Genomic DNA, 20,237 nt, shown 5'->3' with positions numbered 1-20,237 from the left:
TTAAAACAAAAAAAGTATGGAATTTCCTATACTGCTCATTGTCATTATTGCGTTAGCACTTATTTTTGACTATATCAATGGCTTTCACGATGCCGCTAACTCTATAGCGACTATTGTTTCTACTAAAGTTTTAACCCCTTTTCAAGCAGTACTTTGGGCTGCTGTGTGGAATTTCGCCGCTTTCTTTATAGCCTTCTACATTGTAGGAGAGTTTAAGATAGGTAATACTATTGCCAAGACGGTGAACGAAGACTTCATCAATCTAGAAGTTATTTTTTCAGGATTGATGGCGGCTATCGCTTGGAATCTTCTAACTTGGTGGTTTGGGATACCATCATCTTCTTCACATACGCTTATAGGTGGGTTTTTAGGTGCTGCTCTTATGCACGCTTTGGTTTTGGATTATCACGAGATTGTATCGGCACAACCAGAGTTGTCTACCTTCGAAACAATGAAACTGGCTTTTAAACAGTTGTTTTCTCAAGATGTAGTAAAGTACAGTAAGGTAATACCAATATTCTTATTCATTTTTATGGCTCCTTTTATTGGTATGGTAGTATCTATTATTATTACACTTATCATCATCAATATTTGTAAAAAGTCTAATCCTCACAAGGCGGAAAAAGCATTTAAACAACTTCAGTTGGTTTCTTCAGCTTTGTTCAGTTTAGGGCATGGGCTTAATGATGCTCAAAAGGTGATGGGGATTATCGGAGCAGCAGTGATTTTCTACCATGTAGATATGGTAGGTGGTACAGATATATACGCACAAATGCTTCCTACTGATAGGTTCAACTATTTTGCGAAAGATTATGTATGGGTTCCGTTAGCATCGTTTGTGGCTATTGCGTTAGGAACTATGAGTGGTGGTTGGAAAATCGTGAAAACAATGGGAACTCGTATCACCAAAGTAACACCATTAGAAGGGGTAAGTGCAGAGACAGCGGGTGCGGTTACTCTATTTTTAACCGACCACTTTGGTATTCCTGTATCTACTACCCATACGATTACGGGTTCTATTATCGGAGTTGGGCTTACAAAGAGGGTTTCTGCAGTGCGTTGGGGTATTACAGTGAGTTTGCTTTGGGCATGGATACTTACAATCCCAATTAGTGCGATAGTGGCAGGGATTACGTACCTTATTGTGATAATGTTTTAAACTATAAACTATGAAAATAGCCGTTATTGGAGCGATGGAAGTTGAAATAAGGCACTTATGTGATGCTCTAGAAAATCCTATAAAAAAGGAAATTCACTCATTTCAGTTTCACATTGGGACTATTGCCAACCACGAAGTTATTATTTTACTTTCTGGAGTTGGTAAAGTAAGTTCGGCTATAGGGACTTGTTTACTTATTAATCATTTTGCTCCTGATTTAATTATCAATACAGGAACGGCAGGTGGACTGAAAGAGGTTCAAATCAAAGATATTATCCTCGCTACAGAAGTACGCCACCACGATGTGGATTTAACGGCTTTTGGTTACGAGCTCGGGCAACAATCTAAAATGCCTCCAGCTTTCATACCTGATTCCTTTTATGTAGAAAAAGCTGAGGTTGTCATTAGAAAACACGGCATCAATGCTAATAAAGGTTTAGTCGTTAGTGGTGATGCTTTTATCAACTGTCCTGAAAAATTTCAATGGATTAAAGACAACTTCCGTACTGCAAAAGCTGTGGAGATGGAAGCTGCTTCTATTGCACAGGTGTGCCATCAAATGAAAACCCCTTTTATTGTTCTAAGAGCCATTTCGGATATTGCAGGAGAAGGTACTACGGTTTCCTTTGATACATTTGTTACCGAAGCTGGAAAAATTTCCGCTCAAATCAATATTGATTTAATTAAGAATTTGTAGCTGAATTTTTCTTCATATCTTACTCAATGAAATACTAAAATAAATTGCCGTATATTCTAATATTTTGCTAGGTTAATAAAAAAACGGACATTAAAACTTAAAATAAACTCCTAAAATTTATTCTTATTTTTGTGTTCGTATAAAACTAAAGCCATTGTCGTCAGCTATTTTTGAATATAAAACCATTAGTGAGCCTGTAGAAAATATCCTTTTGAAAGAAAAAGGAAGTAAATTCTTGGGCTATGCTTATCCTATAAATAATGAGGAGGAGCTAAAAGCGTGTTTGGATAAAATAAAAGATGAACACCCTAAAGCAACACATCATTGCTACGCCTTTAGGTTAGGACTTAATGGAGAAAATTATAGAGCGAATGATGACGGAGAGCCTTCTGGTAGTGCAGGATTACCTATTTATAATCAGCTTTTAGCTAATGAGCTTACTCAAATTCTGCTGATTGTGGTAAGATATTATGGTGGTACTAAGTTAGGGGTAGGTGGCTTGGTAAAGACTTACAAAGAATCGGCTAAGATAACGCTAGACGAAGCAGAGATTGTTACCAAAGAGCTTGAAACACAGATAAGAATAGAATTTCCTTTCAATCTTCAAAATGTAATTTTTACTTTACTAAATAAAAATGAGGCTCAAATAAAAGAGTTTAATGCTGATGAGAAATGTAGTATCATTGCTTCAATAAAAAAGGCGAAAGAATCTTCTCTAATAGAGCAATTTTCCGAAATTCATCAAGCTAAAATAAAGGTATTAGATTAAGCTAGGGTTTTAGATGGTGTACTTTTCCTTGGTCTGTGATGAGATAGGCGGTATATTTTGGATATTGTTTGATGAGTTTTTTACCTTTCTCAACCCCTAGAATCATTAGAGAAGTGCTTAGCATATTACAGATTTCTGCATTTTCGCCTACTACTGTAACACTGGTGGTTCCTGTGGAAGGGTAGCCAGTAAGTGGGTTTATGATATGGCTGTATCTTTTATCATTAAATAAAACATATTTTTCATAATCTCCAGATGTGGTTACGGCTTTGTTATAGAGTTTTAAAACTTTTATAGGCAGGTGTTTTTGATAAGGGTTATGTATGCCGATACGCCAAGATTTAGAGTTTTTGTTTCCCCATGTGGTAATATCTCCAGAAGCATTGATGAGCCCTGATAAAGCTCCTTTTTCTATCATTTTTTCTTTGGCTTTATCTGCAGCATAAGCTTTTCCTATGGAGCCAAAGCTTATCTTCATGCCTTCTTTTTTTAGAAAAACACTCTGGTCTTTAGGATTGAGGATGAGGTGCTGATAACCTATATTTCTAGTGGCTTTTTGGATGTCTTCAGGCGAAGGTAAAGTGGTCATACTACCATCAAATCGCCAAATTTTATCCATAGAAGCATAGGTAATATCAAAAATACCACCCGTTATTTCGGCGTAATTTTTAGCTCTTTGAGTAATGTCAAAAACCTCCTTGGGGACGATGATAGGTTGTTTTCCTGCATTTTGGTTGATTTGGGATACGGGGGTACTGGGTAACCAATCGGAGAGGAGATGTTCTATTCTACTGATTTCTTCAGCGGCTTCGTGGGCTAAAGTGTGTGCGGTAATACTGTCTTTCCCCACTATTTTTATTTGGAAGCTACACCCCATTAGCACGGTGTCTTTAATGGCAAGGTGTTGCGCGAAAAGAGTTGAAAATAATAAACTGAATAGTATGGGGAAACTTTTATTAAGGATAGATTTAGTAAACATCAGTTAAGATTTGATGGTGATTTTTAAAATAGGTGTAATTAGGAGTATGGTGTTTTTCAGAATAGTTGTTGATAGCGGTTTCTATATCTGATAGAAGTTCTACAGAACCACATACCATCATAGTGCCACCATTTTCTAGCGAGGCTATTATCTGTGCCAAATCATCTATTATATATTTAGTAATTCTATTGCCATTAGTATCTCTAGAAAATGCTAACTGATAGCTAGTCAGTTGATTATTTTTGATGTAATGGTTTAAGTCTTTTTCTATTTCAGAAATAATGGAGGTACGATGTCTAAATCCACCGTAGAGATAGATTTTTGTTAAAGAAGTATTTTCGGCTATCATACCCAAAAATGGAGCAATACCAGTACCGTTGGATATTAGATGGACAGATTTTGCTTTTTTAGGAAAACGGAAATGTTTGTTTTGGATAGGTGTTGCTTTAAGTTTATCACCTATGGCTAAATTATAGAGAAAATTAGACCCCAATCCGTTAGGGATAAGTTTTACCCATAGAGTTATAGAATTATTTTGTTTAGCGACAGAGTAGAGTCTAGGTTGGTTTTCCATAGGTGTTATTTCTAGCAAATCCCCAGACCGAAGTGGTATTTTAACAAGAGGTTTAAGGTTTATTTTAAATAATTGGTTATGTGTACACACTTCGGTTTTGTCTAACACTTTAAGTTTTATCTTTTTTTTGAGTTTTAATCTGTAAAAAGATTCCGAAGTATTGAGCTGATATTCTGGGAAATATTCATTCCAATACTGTACCCATTCTAGAAATGCTGTTGGTGATTTTTGGTTTACTTTTACTATTGGTAAAGCATTTTCAAAAGTTTCTTTTTCTTCCAAAATAGAGGCGATATGCGTAGCGTAAGCATTGTATTTAGGATAATTTATAGAGCCAAATCCCACGATGCTGTATTTCATTTTGTGAGGTTGTACAATGGTATTTAGTTTTTTTTCAAAATATATAGCACTAGAAGGAGCTTCTCCATCACCATAGGTGGAGGCGAAACATAGTAAAAAACGCCCTTTAGGATAGGTGGTGTAGTGGTTCATTTCGGTAAGATAGGAGCGGAGACCTAAGTCTAAAAATTGCTGATGAATTTTATTGGCAAATTCTAGAGTAGTGCCACCATCAGTACCTGCTAGAATGATGTATTCTGCTTGATTGGCTTGGAACGGATTTTTAATTTTCTTCTTTTTTCTCCTCCACCAAAGTAAGATGCCAGAAAATATAAAGAGAGGGATGCTAAGGCTGCTGAAAAATAAAACTATTGCCCATATAAAATGGATTTCGCCTGTGTGGATAGTCTTATTAAGACCTTCAAAATTTTGTAGTGGTGTTTGGTTTTGTTTTGATATAATTTCTCCTGTAAATTGATTGATGGTGAAAGTTGCTTCTTTGGTAGTAAGTTTGTAATATTCTTCCTCATCTTCAAAAAGTGGGAAACTCAATTTTTTAACCTCTGTGAGAGGGGTATTTTTGAATATTTCAAACTCTGATGGAGAAGAGGTGTTCTTTGATTTGGTTTTGAAAGTTTCTACTGGAGCAGGCGTAGAGCGTAGTACCTCAAATCTAAAAAGGAACAGGATACTCCCCGTAAATGCGATGATGAATAGGGGAATACCTAGCCATTTTCCACCTATAAAGTGTATGAAATCTACTTTGGTATTTGTTTTAGCATTGTATAGTAAGCGGTTGCTTTGTCTTCTGTAAAGCAATATCCCACCAGACAAAATAGACAGTAAAAATAGGCAGGAGGTAGCTCCTATGATGCCTCTGCCTAGCTCGTGTAAGAATAAAGAACGGTGTAAGGTATTCGCCCAATTGACCCATTGGTGGCTTTTTCTAGGTGGTGCTATAAGTTTGCCATTAGATGGGTTGGTAATGCTTACAACGGTGTTGAGGTCTTGGTTAAATCCCTCTACGATAAGTACTTGTTGTTCTACTTTTAGTTCTTGTATTTCAGAAAAAGAAGGTTTGATGTTTTTAATGGCATCAGAAATGGAAATGTGAGCAGGAAATTGGTGTGCTTTATATTCAGATTTTTTTACCATTTCGTCTAATGCCAAAATGCCTCCTGTAACGGAGGCTATAATGAGTAAAGTAGAAATAGAACAAGCTAAACCCAAGTGTAAATAACGCCAAATAGCCGTCTTCATCTAAATTAAATTTTATTAAGTTTAATAAATCTTATGTAGCCCTTACCTTCATATTTTTGACTGATTTCTGCATCTGTAAGTGGAATTTCTACATCTTTTATATGGTAGTCTTGGTCTTCCACAGCAGATTCAAATCTTATTTTAAAGCCTTTGTTCATCCATTGGGAGTCTATTTCAAAAACTTTGGCAGCTCTGTTTCCAGGAGATACAGAGGCTCCTGTGATGGCATCTAGTTTTTCTTTTTTAACTTTTTGGAACTTATGCCACTCTTTAAGTGTATTGTACCATTCGGCATCATCGCCCATTACGGCTAGTGTCTTTATATAAGCTCCTTTAGCATTGACTAGAGATGCTACAATGTAGGCACCTTCTCCTTTGTAATTTTTGAGTTGGAGCATACATTTATAATTTGTTTTTTGAGCTAAAGCTAATGTGCTTACCAGTGTAAAAGCTAAGATTAAACTATTTTTTAATAATAATTTCATTCTTTAATTTATTTTAAAAATTCTAATTCTGATTTATTTTTCCCTAAGATTTCGTTCTCTATGGCTAGGTCGTAAGCGGTTTCGTCTAATGATGTTTTTAAGGATTTATCGCTTCCGTTTTCTAGCAATAGTTTTATCATTTCTAAATCTTTGCTTATCATTGCAGAGAGGTGTAATGCAGTTAAGCCTTCGTTGTTTTTAGCGTTGATGTCTTTAATGTAAGGTTTCATTACAGCTAATAATTTAGGCTCTTGTTTTTGGACTACCAAATGAGCCAATGTATTTCCGTCTTCTTGAGGCTTAGTTAAATCAACCCCTTTGTCTGTAAGTATTTTTATTTTTGAAATGATGCTTTCTAACGCATTTTTATCTCGTTTATTGTAAGATTCTACAAGATAAAGCCCCAGATGATTTCCTTTTTGGTCTGTTGTATTGATGTCTGCTCCCTTCTTGATAAGGGTTTCTACAAGTTCTGGACTGGCATATTGCACACCGAAACTTAGAGCAGATATACCTTTCTTGTTAGTAGCATTTATTTTATCCACTCCTTTGGAAAGCATAAGTTGAACTAAATTAGTTTTATTCCTTTGGATAGCCTTCATTAGAGGAGTTTCTCCTTCTTGGTTCGCTTGTTCGTAAGAAGTGCCTTGTTCTATAAGAAATTGTACCATATCGTCATTGATTCCTCTACCCGAAAGTGCGTGATGTAGGGCATTATTACCTTCGGCATCTGTCGTGTTGATAGATATTTTAAGGTCGTTGATGAGGAAATTGAAGAAAGGAGCAACTTCTTGCCATTTTTTACTTCCTCTTGCTGCGAATAATAAGGCTTCGGAGCTAGGTTTAATACCTTTTTCGATAAGTTTTTTTAGTAAGTTAAGATTTTGTCCTTTGGAAGCATAATCGGCAATGTTTCTACCAAGATTATCTTTAACCTCTAGAGGAACACCTTTGCTTAGAAAATAGTTTGTAATGGTTAAGTTTTCATCATCGTTAGAAATAGCATAATGGAAAATTTCGGCTCCGTCTTTATACTTTTGTCTGATGTTAACTCCGTGGTTTAAAAAGAGGTCGTAAATTTTGGTGTCTTTAAGTCCGCCCAATGTAGCATAGGCTAAAGGTGTATTACCTCTACTATCGGTATGCTGTACAGAAGCTCCTTTTTTCAAAAGCCATTCGGTAAGTTCTGCATTGCCTTTAAACGCTGCCCAATGAAGGTAAGTTCTACTGTCGTGAGTGCTTTTCGTGATGCCATTTCCTTCAAGGTCTATAAGGTATTTTATAACTTCTATAGGAGCATTTTGAAGAATGGCAAGAGTAGTAGCATCAAAGTTGGCAGGATTGGCTTCGGCAGGGTTATTTCCTTTTTTTATTTCGGCTTTTACGGTTTCTAGTTGAGGTTTGTTTTCCCAGAAATTTCTTTCTAGAAGAGTGTTTTGTGCGATAGCATGAGAGAAGATAAGCCCTAGTCCTAATGCTAAAAATTTTTTAATTTTCATTTTTTAATGATTTAATGATTGATAAGCGAAAAAATCAGGAGTAGAGAATAAATAGCTCTAACTCCCGATTTTATATTGAAAGCAAGTAAGTTAGAAAGCTCCTATGAAGTGATTTCCAGTTTTGTTAATCAATCTAGCTCCTTTGGTTACGCTTCCAGTTTTGCTGTTAAGTATGTAGATGTTACCATCTTTACCTACAGGTGCAAAGGTAATAAATACTTCGTCGCCATCTACTACCATACCTTGGTATTGGAAGAAGTATAAATCTGCATCGTAAGGTAAATCTACTTTAGAGGCAGTTTTAGCTTTTAAATCTACTCTAGCTAAGAAACTTTGTTTTAAATTGGTAGTGGCAGAGGTAGGTGCATCTGTATGAGTGTACATAACATAAGCAATGCCATTACCAGCATATCTCCAACATTCTATATAAGTGCCTTTAACGCCCAAAGCAGCATCTAGACTGAATACATAAGAATTATCGTATTCGTTGTCTGAATTAATTTTTAGGATATGAGAGCCTTTAGAATCTCTTTGTGTCGCTTGGTAGATGTTACCATCTTCTCCTAGGAAGCTATTGAAACTTCTGTAGCCACTAGTATCCCCAAAGCCTACTGTAGAGGTAATCACTTTAGGGTTTTTAAGTGAAGGGTAATCTACGATAACCGATTTAGAGCCTAATCTTTCAAAAGTTCTTTCGTTAGTTCCAGTAGAAGGGTTGGTTTTTCTTAACCAAGTACCTATAATAAGTTTGTTTTTAGCTTTGTTCAGAGTAGGAGCATCTAGTCTAAAGATGTGATGCCCTAGCTTTTCTTCTTCTGCACTAAGTGGTATCTCAAAAGAAGTATTATTAGTGATGAGAGATTCTTGTAGGTCTAGCGATACAATACTAGCGATGCCTCTAGTGTATTGGTACACATTGTTTTCTCCTGTTTTCACAACTGGAGCTTGTACATTTACGGCTACCCCTGTTTTGTCTCCATCAAATAGTTTTACCCATCTAGGGGCATTGGTAGCATATTGAGAGATATCAGCTTTAGCACCAAATTCCTCAAACACATTACCTCCTTTTACTTTGTATCTAGAGTATTCGCCGCCGTTAGCTCCAGCATAGGCGATATTAAACATAACTGTGCCGTCTTCGGAAGATTGTAATCTTGCGGTTCTTTCAGACCTTACTAAGAAACCATTTTCAAAAATGTTGAAACTCTTGTTGGGGTCTTTAGCATCTTGTTTAGAAATAGAGTAAAGAATAGTACCACCGTTACCATCTCCTGCATTTTGTCCCATAATGGCTCCTGCTATAGTAATCATTCTTTCAGAGGTAGGAGTTTCAGGGGTTGTTGTAGCAGGTTCGTCTCTATTACAACTAGTAAGTCCTAATGCTAATCCTAGAAATAATGCAGGCTTAGCTAAATTTAAAATTTGTCTTTTCATTTTTTTTAAATTATAGATTATTAAATTGATAATTGATTTTCATAAAAAATGCTCTTCCTGGCTTTTGTACTGCGAAATTGTCAAACGCTTGTCTGTTGAATAAATTTCTTACATCTAGGCTAACTACCCATTGTTTATTTGGAAAGAAATAGCTCATACCAATGTCGTGTAAGTATTGTCTTGGAGTTCTGAAATTTTCGTAGCCTACGATATTTTTACTAATAATCCAAACATTATAAAAGCTATCCACAAATTGGAAATTATAGTGCATTTTAAGTTGTGATTTTTTTTGGAGAAAATCATTTAGACTATAGTTAATAAAGGCATTAGCCGTCATATATGGTTCTCTAGGAAGTTGTTTCCCATAGAGGGCTAGTATATTACCATTATTATCGTATTTATTATTGTATCTCGCATCAAACTTAGAGAAATTACCGCCAATGTTGAGGTACTTTTTATAAAAATAGTTCAACTCTATATCTATGCCTTTGGAAATTGTTTTACCTAAGTTTTCAAAAGGCTCTATTTGTATAGCATCTGTAATATTAGTAGCCATTCGTCTTACGATTTTGTCCTTGGTATCTCTTATGAAAAAGTTAGAAGATAATGATAGACTATGATGATTGAGTTGATAAGGACCTATTTTGAAACCAATGTTATAGTTATGGCTCTTTTCGGGTCTAATATTAAAATTAGGGATAATATTTTCTCCAGCTTCACCAAATACTTCGTTTTCGTTAGGCAGTCTTACCGCTTTTTCTGCGGAGGCTAAAACAACGATGGCAGGTTTTATAAGATAAGAGAGGGCACCTCCAAAGCTATGCTCTCTAACGGTGCTATTATTGATTTCGGTGTATCTAATAGTTTGGTTACTAAGTGTATAGGCTCTATTGTCTATTCGCTCTATATTTTGTTGGAAAATCTTTCCGTAAATGTTAGTTTTTAATTTATTTCTGAAAGCGTTGGTTTCATACGATAACGAGCTGATGTTTTTTACTAAGTTTCTTTTAGGAGTAAACTCTCGCTCTAGGGGAGTTAGTATTTCATCATCTTCCTCTCTTTTTATAGACTGGAATAGATGGCTAAATACAAAACGGTGATGGCGATTAACACTATAACTAACATTAGCTCTGGAAGAATAGATGGCACTAGTGATGTTGAGCATCGTCCTTTTGCCTTGCTGTGCTCCTGTGGTAGAAAGTATAGGTTGGCCTTGGTTTCTATCTAACAGAACTTCTCCTAGCCAATTGTACCTATGTCTTACGGTGTCGTTAGTTAGCCGCTCTCTGTGGCTGTATATACCTTGTATATTAACATCAAGCCCTTTTAATAAGAAATTCTTTTTACGATAATCCAAAGTAAGTACATCAGCATCTGAAGTCACAGACCTACCTTTATAAGGCATCGTCATATAAACACCGTGTTGTATCTCTTTATAAGAGTTAGTTTTATTATAACTAAGCATAAGTTCATCAGCCCATTTTACGTTAGAGAATCCTATAGAAGCCAATATTCCTCCAGCAGAAAAAGCATCATTAAATCTTCTAGCTACAACAGGCTCCATTCTTCCGTTAGGGAGTGTAATTTTTATAAAATCTCCCCATACTTTATAATCGTTGTCAGAATAGTTGTAGAATCCATTGAATTTTGTAGTGAAGCCAGATTTAGAGGCTCTATAAGTACCATTCATCTGAGTTTGTATGGTATTGAATGACCCATAAGATACAGAAGCGTTGAACTGATTTTTAATGTCGTTTTTCAATATGATATTGATGACACCACCCAAGGCATCATCAGCGATACTTCCTGGCACAACGCCCTTATAGACCTCCACTCTTTCTATCATTGCAGTGGGGATACTGTTGAGGTCAAAAGATGCTCCGTAGGTAGATGCAGGTACTCCGTTAATCATTATTTTGATGGCGTTACCAGACATTCCGTTAATATTTAGGTTGATATCAGAGCCCAATCCACCGTTTTGCCTTACCCTTACTCCTACACTTTTATCCAGTAGTTCTACAGTTTGTACATTTCTTAGCGCTATCTCTTTGGTTTCTATCACGTTTACAGCAAACCCTTTCTTTTCTATTTCGGATTTTACAGATTTTAGTTTGGTAAATCTAACTTCTTTAATATCTCTATGTTGGGTACTATCTCTCAAATGTATTTTGTGGTTTTGAGAGATTCCTAAAAAGGGAATGAGTACTAGATATAATGCTAATTTCTTCATAGCTGAATAAATTCTTCGCAAAAGTAAATTTAATTTAGAATTAGTACAAATAAAATCTATGATTTATGTCATAAATTTTATATTAGTAGAGCTAAAGTGTTGATTTTTAATATTAGTAATGTTATACGGAGGCATTTTTTGAAGCTAAGATGGTTTAGCATAAATTTTGCTGAAGCTGGGAGATATACTACTTAAAAGAACAAAATGAAATTATACATTATCAGCGGATTGGGAGCCGATTTTAAAATTTTAGAAAATATTAAGTTTCCTGATACTGTAGAGCCTATTTTCATTCCGTGGCTTATCCCCGAAAATAATGAGAATTTTGAGCATTATGTCCGCAGAATGGCAGAGAAGATTGATTTTTCTGAACCATTTGCACTTTTGGGATATTCGTTTGGAGGATTTATAGTTCAAGAAATCAATAAAAAAATAAAACCTGCGGAAAAGGTGGTGTTGTTAGCCTCTATAAAATCGAACGCCGAAATGCCAAAAGTGGGTTCTTTTTTCAAGAAAATCAAATTATTGAAGTTTCTTCCTATTTCTTTTTTCTCGGAAAAATCCGTATTTGTGTATAGTTTTATAAGGAAATTTATAGAAGCCGATAGCCCAAGGGTAGATAAATATTTTAGGGTAAGAGATCCATATTATCTCAAATGGAGTTTGGATAAAATTGTAAATTGGGAGTTTGAAAAAACAGAAAATATTATCCAAATTATGGGTGATAAAGATATCGCGTTCCCAATACAAAATTCTCAGCCAGACTATGTTATAAAGAATGCTACGCACCTCTTTCCAGCCACTAAAGCGAAGGAAGTATCGGAAATTTTAAGAAAAATTTTTTAAGCCTACCTTAATACTTTATATTTGTTGCATTAAAATTTATAATGCCGATGCAATCAATAAGTGTTTTTGAAATAGTTAAGGTAGGGATAGGACCTTCTAGTTCCCATACGATGGGACCGTGGAATGCAGCAGAATTATTCTTAGATTTGATAAGAAGGCATCGTTCCATACAAGAGGTGGAAGAGGTTTTTGTGGAATTTTTTGGTTCTTTAGCTAAAACAGGGGTAGGACACGGGACTGATATCGCTGGAATGCTAGGGCTTTGCGGAGAAAATTTTAAAACCATAGACACTACCAAGATAGATGAAAAAATAGACGCTATTAAAACTTCTCAAAAATTAAACTTAGGAGGAGAGAAAGAATTACCTTTTGTATATGGTAAACATCTCGTTCTTAATATGAAAGAAAATTTGGACTTTCATCCTAACGGAATGATTTTTAAAGCTGTTTTTAACGATGGAGAAGAAATAAGTCAAGATTATTATTCGGTAGGTGGTGGTTTCGTGGCGACCAAAGAGGAAAATACTTTGGAGCAAAGCTGTATCAGAACTTTGTATCCTTGTCATAAAGCGAAAGACATTATCCATTATTGTGAAAAACTGAACCTAAAAAGAATTTCGGATTTAGTTAAAATCAATGAAGAGGCGTGGCGTACTCAAGAAGAAACGGCTGCGGAAGCCTTGTATATATGGCAACAGATTAGAGAATGTATTTATAAGGGGGTTAATAAAGAGGGTATTCTTCCAGGTGGACTTAATGTTTCCCGAAGAGCGGCTAAACTCAACCAGAAACTTTTAGGCGAAAACGCTCAATATCATAATATAGATGAATGGTTTAATCTCGTGGTAAATTCTGAGAGAAGTTTTAGTACTATCAATAAATGGGTGTCTTGCTTTGCTTTGGCGGTAAATGAAGAGAATGCTAGTTTTGGAAGAATTATCACGGCACCTACCAATGGAGCGAGTGGTGTTATTCCTGCGGTGCTTATGTATGCACAAACTTTTACGGAGTTCAATTCGGAGGAAGATGTGATTCGTTTCTTGTTGGTGGCAGGTGAGGTAGGTACTTTGTTTAAGAAAAATGCAACCATTTCGGCAGCGGCAGGTGGTTGTCAGGCAGAGATAGGCGTGTCGTCTGCGATGGCAGCGGCGGGGCTTACCGAAATATCAGGTGGAACGCCAGAACAAGTGCTGATGGCAGCGGAGATTGCTATGGAACATCACTTAGGTTTAACTTGCGACCCTATTAAAGGTTTGGTTCAAATTCCGTGTATTGAAAGAAATTCTATGGGGGCAATGAAGGCGATTACAGCAGCAAATCTTGCTTTGGAGAGCGACCCTAAAGCGGCAAAGGTAAGCCTAGACGATGTTATAAAATCTATGTGGGAAACGGCTCAAGATATGAATGCTAAATATAAAGAAACTTCGGAAGGTGGTCTTGCTATTGCAGTAAATGTAGCGGAATGTTAGTGAAAATACTTTTTGAAATTAAATTGAAACTCTGGCTTTTAGCTGGAGTTTTTTTGTGGGTTGAAAAATTTTTAATAAAAAAACACTACTTTGTATTGCATAATAGTAAATTTATTTTATATCTTTGTACTGTTGAAATAGTTTAATAAAATAAAGAACTAAACCTATGAATATAGAAAATGCTAAAGCTCAAATGAAAAAGGGTATTCTAGAATTCTGTATTTTAGACCTTCTTAGTAAAAAGGAAATGTATGTTTCCGATTTAATGGGAGTGCTAAAAGACGGAGACTTTGATGTGGTAGAAGGAACGCTCTATCCTCTACTTACCCGACTTAAAAACGGAGAGTTTCTCTCTTACCGATGGGAAGAATCTACGGGAGGACCTCCTAGAAAGTATTATCAAATTACGGATAAAGGCAAAGTTTTCTTAGAAGAGTTAAGAACTACTTGGCAAGAACTCACACAAGCTGTAAACAAAATCACTCAAAAACAATAACCTCTAAAAACTAAACAAATGAACAAAACATTATCAATAGGACTGGCTGGTTTTTCTTTTATGATAGAAGAACACGCTTATATCAAACTAAGTGATTACTTAAAGGCTCTCAGAAATTCTCTAGATGCAGAGGAGGCTGATGAGATTATGTATGATATAGAAATCAGAATCGTAGAAATATTTAAAGAGAGTTTGGGTAGAAGAGAAGTGGTAAACGATGCTGATGTAGAGAAAGTAATCGCTCAAATAGGAAGACCAGAACAAATAGAAGAACAAGAAGAAGGTTATCACAATACCCAAAAGACTACTCAACAAAGAACGAAAGTGTCAGAAAGACAACTTTTCAGAGACCCAGAAAGAAAAAAAATAGCAGGAGTATGTGCAGGTATGGCGGCTTATTTCGGAATGGATATGACTGCTATGAGGCTTATTTGGTTGGCATTATTTCTAATTTTGATTCCATTGCCAGGGTCTCCAATGCTTATGGTATTAGTCTATGTAGTTTTTTGGATTATTCTTCCCAAAGCAACTACGGCAGCAGATTTTCTGAAGATGAGAGGGGAGCCACTTAACTTTGATAATTTGAAAAATGAATCTAGCAAAATAGTAAAATTTGCTAACGATTCTACCCAACGTATCAATGAGGTGTATCAGGATACTAGACCAGTCATCAACGAAGCGGGGAATAGCATTCTAAATGCATTAAGGTATGTAATTGGCGGTTTTTTAGGACTGTTAGGGTTGGTGTTTTTAGCAGGAGCATTTATGGTGTTTGGAGTTAGTGTTACAGGCACGGGACTTACTTTGCCAGGGTTTGTAGGGTTTTATATAGATGATACTAATATAAAATTTGCGGGGCTTGCCTTAGCTTTTGTTACGATGCTTATACCTGCGCTGATATTTATCTTTTTATCTATCAAGTTATTTTCTCCTAAAACTAAGCTGAAGTATGTGGGGTATATTATAGGAGCCTTATGTTTTGTTTGGCTAGTATTACTAGGAATTACAGGGTTCTCTGCAATGAATTACCAAACTAATTTTAGAGGTTCTAACGAGGAAACAGATAATATAGCCATCAATACCACTTCTGATAGTTTGTGGGTAGGGACTAACAAAGTAAACATACCACCACAGTTCAAATCTTACTGGAATAGCGTGTACTCGGATAACAAAACTGTTTTTGAAGAAGACGGATATCCGTACATTGAAATTGTGAGAAAAGATACTGTAAAAACACCTTATCTTGTGGTTAAGAAAAGAGCTTCGGGGTATAATTTACCGTTGAGAGCGAATATTCCAGTAAAAGTGGAAGGTAATAAAATATTCATACCTAACTACTTTAGTTATCCGTACCAAGATAGAATGAGGAATTATAATGTAGATTACGAATTGGTAGTTCCTAGAACGATGAAGGTATTGGGAATGGAAAACTCAAAAGTTAACCTTAGTGAAGAGGATGAAGGTAATCAATCCAATAATTCTCATAGTTCAAACAGCAAAGTGTTTAATCAAGCCTCATTCTCTTTCAGTTCTGGTGGTAACCACATTAGCTTTAATACTGCGGATAGTGATTCTATCACCGTTAATGGTAAGAAATACGATGAGAAAGAAGCCGAAAAAGTGATTGAAGGACTTAACCTAGATAGTGATGATATTAGCGACATTATCATCAGTATAAAAAACAGAAAATAAGTTTTGAAGTTGATAATAAAAACTTATATTTGCTAAAAATAATCACCATTAAAAACAAGATATTATGATACAATTGGTCTTAGAACTCATCACTAAGTTTATAGATTTCGTTTTCGGGATATTCTTTTAAAATAGATTTAGTATAAAATAATTACCTTTGCAGATAGCCTAAAGTTTTTGGGCTATCTGTTTTGTTTAAAAATTAAAATACTATGAAAAAAATACTAGCGAAAATCATTCTTAAAATTATAGGTTGGAAGGTGGTTTTAGACGGAGATGTTAATAATCTAGACCGCTGTATTCTTGTGGTGGCTCCACATACACACAACTCGGAGTATATGCTGGGCAACTTGGCGTATTGGTCTTTAGGGAAGCCTCTTAAGGTAATTATTAAAGATGCTCATACTAAAGCGTGGTACGGGGGCTTGATAAAGGCAATAGGCGGTATTGGGATAGACCGTAGCCAAAGGAACAATTTGGTAAACTTTGTCGCAAAACAGTTTGAAAAAGAAGATTTTTCGCTGGTGATTACTCCAGAGGGAACTAGAAGCTATGTAGAAAAATGGAGAAAAGGGTTTTATCATATGGCTTTGGCGGCTAAAGTACCTATTGTAATGGCTTCGGGAGATTTTAGAACCAAAACCATCTATTTGGGTAGGAAGATAAGTCTAGAAGAAGTACAGACAAAACCTTACGAAGAAATACTTAAAATAATTGGCGATTATTTCGTGGAGCGAAACATCGTGCCTAAAGTACCAGAAAATTGGAATCCTAACATTCAATAATCATTTCTAGAACGATGGAAGAAGCAAAGAAAAAAGAAATATTAGAGTTCCTTAATCATTGGGGCGAGATGCATATGGGTAAGCTGCTAGACATCGTGTTTACCGATGTTACCGAAGACACCCTTACTGCCACGATGCCTGTAACCGAAAGGGTGCATCAGCCATTTGGGATTTTGCACGGTGGGGCAAGTTGTGTATTAGCGGAGACGCTAGGTTCTTGTCTGTCTGGCATCAATGTAGATGCATCAAAGTTTTATGCGGTGGGGACTAACATCAACTCTAACCACCTCAGAAGTAAAAAAGACGGAATGCTCACTGGTGTTGCCCGATTTATTAGAAAAGGCAGAACGGTACACGTTTCTGAAATAGAAATCAGAGATGAGAAAGGAGTGCTTATCAACCATACTACAATGACTAATAATATTATAGCGAAATAGATGCAGAGAGATTCTGTTTTTTATAGACTACCTAATACAACAACCATTTATACCTTATCCGAAGCCTCTACTGGAGCGGAAGATGAGGTTTCTTTTTTTGATTTTGATGGTTATCAAAGATATTCGTTTAAAGGAACCACTAAAGAAATTTCTGCCGAGGAGTTACAATCTTTAGACTATTCTTCTACCGAATTAAAGGCTTTATCAGATTTAGCCGAAGCTGATGAGGACGAAAATACCTACTTAGAAAAGATAGCCCAAGTGGTAGCGTTTATCAAGACGCACCGTTTACCCAAATTGGTAATTTCTAGACGAAAAATACTAGATTTTAACGGTAGAGAAGCATCGCTTACTGCTACTTTTTTAGCCTTATGCAAAGCCTATCCTTCGGCATTAGTTTATTTATTGGTTCGTGATGGCAAGTGCTGGGTAGGAGCTACACCCGAAACTCTAGGCGAGTACCACTTTAGCAGTCATCAGTTCAAGACGATGAGTTTGGCGGGAACACTCCCTCTAAACGAAGAATGGACCGACAAAGAGCTAGAGGAACAAAAACCCGTAACGGATTACATTAAAGCCACGCTTACCAAATACTCGGATAGGGTAGAAGTATCCGAAACTTATACCGTGCCAAGCGGTTCTATAAAGCACCTCAGAAACGATTTTGTACTAGAAGTTGCCGCAGACCAAGTGCCGTATATTATAGAAGAGCTGCACCCTACACCAGCCGTTTGTGGTATCCCAAAAGCATTTTGTAAGGAAAGCATCAAGGCGTTTGAAAGCCACTCTCGAGAGCTTTATTCGGGATATATTAAAATAACCCATCACAATGGTGTGTTTTATTTTGTAAATCTTAGGTGTGCAGAGGTATATCAAAACAAGGCTTTGGTATATGTAGGCGGTGGCATAAACGCTAAAAGCCTACCACCAAAAGAATGGCGAGAAACAGAGCTAAAGGCTTTGGTGATAGAAAATCATTTGGTATTGAAATAACCCCATTGTTCTATATCGTCTGGTGCAACTTTACCGTGTCGTACAGTACGACTTGCTAATGTCGGGGTGTCCTACCTTACCGTGTCGGAGGCTCCGACATTGGGCTGTCTGTTTTTATGGGATTGTGCTGTCAGAATAACAATGCCCACCACTATAGTATAGCGGTGGGCATCATTGGTTGGGTTTTGGTTAAGACCGTTATCCTATCACTACGGGTGTGGATAACGTCTCTGTTCTCGGGTCTTTGAGTAAGGCGTTGCCACTGCTCCTTTGCGTGGTGATGCTTAGCTCGTAGTTTCCCGTTTTATAGTTCTAATTGCTAAAGTTGACTATTCCTTGATGCAGCGGATACCATAGCCGTTGGTCCTATCTTCCGTAAGCACAGTTGATAAATCAAGTGTTCTGATAATAAACCTCTGTTCTGATGACCCTCCAGTCCATGCATCCCTAATCCACAAGTTAACTTTCACACCCGTATCAACAAATGTATTATAATCAGTCTTCCTAGCTCCATTATTAGGTAGGTGTATTGTTGATTGGTTCCAAGTCTGACTATCATAAATATAATTTTCACCATCATTCGTCAAAGCCTGATGAAGCTCTTTTAGTTGTGCTTGTGTCGGGGTACGCCATCCCAAAGGACAAGGGTCGTTGAATCGATATGATTGAGTATTGTTGTACCAACCTACATTGCGTTTAGGTGTCCCACTTGTAGGAGAAGACCAGCTGATAAGCTCGTGACCATCTTGAACTCTTCCCCACTGGAATAATGAGCCATAAGCCTTATAATCTGTAGGCGAAGTGGCTTGCTGGGTAGGGTTGAAATGCGGTGAGTTCACATTAGCATAATCTGCCCCTAAATTGAGGCTTAGCCATTCTTTAGAATAAGGTCTGCCATTTACATCGTAAGTTCCCATAACCGTAACAGGAAGATAAACAAAATTATGCTCTTTCACATTCTCTCCAGAGCCTACACAGTCTTTAGTCGTCTTATCAAAGCAACGGTCGGGAACGCCCGTAAGGGTTTGCACTTTGAGCGTGGTGGTACTGTTTCCATTTAAACTGATAGTATAAGCATTAGCACCGCTAATGGCATTATGATATATCCCGTCTAAGGGGTCTAAGGCAGGGTAATAAGCAGCTCCACTTACATTTTTCAACTTAGCTTGTATAGTGCCTGTTGCTGCTCCTGCAAAATTACCTGCTGGATAGTATAACTTAAAGTCTTGCATATAGCCACTTACATTTTTTAAAGATAAAGTTTGCTCATAAGCGCTATAATCTCCATTAGTAGGTTGTGCATTACTGTAAGGGATATTTACTGGGATTTCTGCTTCGTCGGCTATGCCTGTTGTTACAATATTGCCCCCTTGTACTAAGTAGTTTTTACCGTTATGTTTAAAGACCACTAGCCTAATATCTTGTACCGCTCCTAGAGTGGCTGTAGCTGTAGCGGAAGGATTACTAACCGTACGTGCATCGGTACTGGTACAAGCCCACTCGTGTACCCCATTTATGAAGCCTTGATATATCTCTATACAGCTTTTGTCTTTATTGTAAATTAGAGTACCCTTTTTGGTGTTAGGCGAAAAAGTAAGTCGTTCTGCCGTAGTAAATTCGGGAAATAGCACTCCTTGTGCCCTTTCTGCTGGCATTGTAGGACTTACTGCCACCTTAGAAATTTCCAAAGTAGCTTTGGGTTCAGTAGTATTGATGCCTACTCTGCTTCTGTAATCTTCTTGGGCGTTTAGCGCTAGGGGAAGAAACACCGCACATAATAAAATTTTATTCATAAAATAATAATTAAATATTTAAAGTTTAATATTCAAGGTTTAAAGTTTATAGATGTTGGATTAAGGATTGATGAGGCTGTAAAAAACGCCTTCTTCCTCTCTACACACAAAAAAATAAGGAGGAAGACTAAGGCAGAAAGAACAAAAAAGCTCCTTCTGTATGCTAAAAGTCCTCCCAATAAAAACAACAAATTAAACTTATGAGCTAATGGGATTTCTAGCGGGGTTTTATGAAAACAAAACTTAGAGTGTGCTAGAGCCCAAACGTCCCCAACTAATGTTAGCGAAATCATATTTATAA

The 20,237-nt window shown here is 36.6% G+C and carries 17 protein-coding genes and 2 pseudogenes; 10 read left to right on the top strand and 9 right to left on the bottom strand.

Annotation, left to right across the window (positions count from 1 at the left end):
• Positions 1-16: 16 nt before the first annotated feature.
• The 3 genes from D1003_RS09505 (at position 17) to D1003_RS09495 (ending at position 2,625) form a co-directional block, all read left to right on the top strand.
• Positions 17-1,159 (top strand): inorganic phosphate transporter, encoded by a 1,143-nt coding sequence (locus D1003_RS09505; protein WP_064969941.1) that lies wholly within the window; start codon positions 17-19, stop codon positions 1,157-1,159.
• 10 nt (positions 1,160-1,169) lie between these two features.
• Complete coding sequence (locus tag D1003_RS09500) at positions 1,170-1,856, top strand: 5'-methylthioadenosine/adenosylhomocysteine nucleosidase (RefSeq protein WP_153936731.1); 687 nt, start codon at positions 1,170-1,172, stop codon at positions 1,854-1,856.
• A gap of 154 nt (positions 1,857-2,010) precedes the next feature.
• Complete coding sequence (locus D1003_RS09495) at positions 2,011-2,625, top strand: YigZ family protein (protein WP_153936729.1); 615 nt, start codon at positions 2,011-2,013, stop codon at positions 2,623-2,625.
• 1 nt (position 2,626) lies between these two features.
• Here the strand turns inward: D1003_RS09495 and D1003_RS09490 are convergent, their stop codons facing one another.
• The 6 genes from D1003_RS09490 to D1003_RS09465 form a co-directional block, all read right to left on the bottom strand.
• Positions 2,627-3,604 carry an FAD:protein FMN transferase gene (locus D1003_RS09490; RefSeq protein ID WP_153936727.1) on the bottom strand — a complete coding sequence of 326 codons (978 nt, stop codon included), beginning with the start codon at positions 3,602-3,604 and terminating at the stop codon, positions 2,627-2,629.
• Positions 3,594-5,777, bottom strand: a complete 2,184-nt coding sequence (locus tag D1003_RS09485; protein WP_153936725.1) for a PepSY domain-containing protein — start codon at positions 5,775-5,777, stop codon at positions 3,594-3,596. Before D1003_RS09485 ends, D1003_RS09490 begins: the two co-directional genes overlap by 11 nt.
• A 5-nt stretch (positions 5,778-5,782) precedes the next feature.
• Positions 5,783-6,262 (bottom strand): DUF2271 domain-containing protein, encoded by a 480-nt coding sequence (locus D1003_RS09480; protein WP_153936723.1) that lies wholly within the window; start codon positions 6,260-6,262, stop codon positions 5,783-5,785.
• An 8-nt stretch (positions 6,263-6,270) separates the two neighbouring features.
• Positions 6,271-7,761: an ankyrin repeat domain-containing protein gene (locus tag D1003_RS09475; RefSeq protein WP_153936721.1), complete on the bottom strand. Its 1,491-nt coding sequence runs from the start codon at positions 7,759-7,761 to the stop codon at positions 6,271-6,273.
• A 90-nt stretch (positions 7,762-7,851) separates the two neighbouring features.
• Entirely contained in the window at positions 7,852-9,195 is a 1,344-nt protein-coding gene (locus D1003_RS09470; RefSeq protein ID WP_153936719.1) for a hypothetical protein, read from the bottom strand.
• A gap of 10 nt (positions 9,196-9,205) precedes the next feature.
• Entirely contained in the window at positions 9,206-11,425 is a 2,220-nt protein-coding gene (locus tag D1003_RS09465; RefSeq protein WP_153936717.1) for a TonB-dependent receptor, read from the bottom strand.
• A 204-nt stretch (positions 11,426-11,629) separates the two neighbouring features.
• Between D1003_RS09465 and D1003_RS09460 the strand changes: the two genes are divergently transcribed.
• The 7 genes from D1003_RS09460 (at position 11,630) to D1003_RS09430 (ending at position 18,143) form a co-directional block, all read left to right on the top strand.
• On the top strand, positions 11,630-12,271 hold the full coding sequence (locus tag D1003_RS09460) for an alpha/beta hydrolase (RefSeq protein ID WP_014937253.1): 642 nt from the start codon (positions 11,630-11,632) through the stop codon (positions 12,269-12,271).
• Between the two features lie 47 nt (positions 12,272-12,318).
• The gene (locus D1003_RS09455) at positions 12,319-13,740 is read left to right on the top strand and encodes an L-serine ammonia-lyase (protein ID WP_153936715.1); all 1,422 of its coding nucleotides are present in this window, start codon (positions 12,319-12,321) and stop codon (positions 13,738-13,740) included.
• Between the two features lie 166 nt (positions 13,741-13,906).
• Positions 13,907-14,236 carry a PadR family transcriptional regulator gene (locus D1003_RS09450; protein WP_014937251.1) on the top strand — a complete coding sequence of 110 codons (330 nt, stop codon included), beginning with the start codon at positions 13,907-13,909 and terminating at the stop codon, positions 14,234-14,236.
• 18 nt (positions 14,237-14,254) lie between these two features.
• Positions 14,255-15,928 carry a PspC domain-containing protein gene (locus D1003_RS09445; RefSeq protein ID WP_153936713.1) on the top strand — a complete coding sequence of 558 codons (1,674 nt, stop codon included), beginning with the start codon at positions 14,255-14,257 and terminating at the stop codon, positions 15,926-15,928.
• A 212-nt stretch (positions 15,929-16,140) separates the two neighbouring features.
• Positions 16,141-16,713 (top strand): 1-acyl-sn-glycerol-3-phosphate acyltransferase, encoded by a 573-nt coding sequence (locus D1003_RS09440; RefSeq protein WP_014937249.1) that lies wholly within the window; start codon positions 16,141-16,143, stop codon positions 16,711-16,713.
• A gap of 14 nt (positions 16,714-16,727) precedes the next feature.
• Positions 16,728-17,150, top strand: coding sequence for a PaaI family thioesterase (locus tag D1003_RS09435; protein WP_041321238.1), 423 nt, complete (start codon positions 16,728-16,730; stop codon positions 17,148-17,150).
• Positions 17,151-18,143 carry a chorismate-binding protein gene (locus tag D1003_RS09430; protein ID WP_153936711.1) on the top strand — a complete coding sequence of 331 codons (993 nt, stop codon included), beginning with the start codon at positions 17,151-17,153 and terminating at the stop codon, positions 18,141-18,143. It begins immediately after the preceding gene.
• A 198-nt stretch (positions 18,144-18,341) separates the two neighbouring features.
• Here D1003_RS09430 and D1003_RS09425 read toward each other — a convergent pair.
• The 3 genes and pseudogenes from D1003_RS09425 to D1003_RS11115 form a co-directional block, all read right to left on the bottom strand.
• Positions 18,342-18,437, bottom strand: a pseudogene (locus D1003_RS09425) (hypothetical protein); the annotation flags it as partial.
• A gap of 35 nt (positions 18,438-18,472) precedes the next feature.
• On the bottom strand, positions 18,473-19,936 hold the full coding sequence (locus D1003_RS09420) for an FISUMP domain-containing protein (RefSeq protein ID WP_153936709.1): 1,464 nt from the start codon (positions 19,934-19,936) through the stop codon (positions 18,473-18,475).
• 32 nt (positions 19,937-19,968) lie between these two features.
• Positions 19,969-20,237 (bottom strand): annotated as a pseudogene (locus D1003_RS11115) (hypothetical protein); the annotation flags it as partial.

The sequence above is a fragment of the Riemerella anatipestifer genome (genome assembly GCF_009663465.1).
Taxonomy (GTDB): Bacteria; Bacteroidota; Bacteroidia; order Flavobacteriales; family Weeksellaceae; genus Riemerella; species Riemerella anatipestifer_C.
Note: the sequence above shows the minus strand (reverse complement) of the source record. Positions and strands in the feature narration are given on the sequence as shown.

Coding starts and splice junctions, on each gene's coding strand:
- D1003_RS09450 (WP_014937251.1), top strand. CDS start 13,907: ATGAATATAGAAAATGCTAAAGCTCAAATGAAAAAGGGTATTCTAGAA.
- D1003_RS09460 (WP_014937253.1), top strand. CDS start 11,630: ATGAAATTATACATTATCAGCGGATTGGGAGCCGATTTTAAAATTTTA.
- D1003_RS09480 (WP_153936723.1), bottom strand. CDS start 6,262: ATGAAATTATTATTAAAAAATAGTTTAATCTTAGCTTTTACACTGGTA.
- D1003_RS09490 (WP_153936727.1), bottom strand. CDS start 3,604: ATGTTTACTAAATCTATCCTTAATAAAAGTTTCCCCATACTATTCAGT.
- D1003_RS09505 (WP_064969941.1), top strand. CDS start 17: ATGGAATTTCCTATACTGCTCATTGTCATTATTGCGTTAGCACTTATT.
- D1003_RS09430 (WP_153936711.1), top strand. CDS start 17,151: ATGCAGAGAGATTCTGTTTTTTATAGACTACCTAATACAACAACCATT.
- D1003_RS09440 (WP_014937249.1), top strand. CDS start 16,141: ATGAAAAAAATACTAGCGAAAATCATTCTTAAAATTATAGGTTGGAAG.
- D1003_RS09500 (WP_153936731.1), top strand. CDS start 1,170: ATGAAAATAGCCGTTATTGGAGCGATGGAAGTTGAAATAAGGCACTTA.
- D1003_RS09435 (WP_041321238.1), top strand. CDS start 16,728: ATGGAAGAAGCAAAGAAAAAAGAAATATTAGAGTTCCTTAATCATTGG.
- D1003_RS09445 (WP_153936713.1), top strand. CDS start 14,255: ATGAACAAAACATTATCAATAGGACTGGCTGGTTTTTCTTTTATGATA.
- D1003_RS09470 (WP_153936719.1), bottom strand. CDS start 9,195: ATGAAAAGACAAATTTTAAATTTAGCTAAGCCTGCATTATTTCTAGGA.
- D1003_RS09420 (WP_153936709.1), bottom strand. CDS start 19,936: ATGAATAAAATTTTATTATGTGCGGTGTTTCTTCCCCTAGCGCTAAAC.
- D1003_RS09465 (WP_153936717.1), bottom strand. CDS start 11,425: ATGAAGAAATTAGCATTATATCTAGTACTCATTCCCTTTTTAGGAATC.
- D1003_RS09485 (WP_153936725.1), bottom strand. CDS start 5,777: ATGAAGACGGCTATTTGGCGTTATTTACACTTGGGTTTAGCTTGTTCT.
- D1003_RS09455 (WP_153936715.1), top strand. CDS start 12,319: ATGCAATCAATAAGTGTTTTTGAAATAGTTAAGGTAGGGATAGGACCT.
- D1003_RS09475 (WP_153936721.1), bottom strand. CDS start 7,761: ATGAAAATTAAAAAATTTTTAGCATTAGGACTAGGGCTTATCTTCTCT.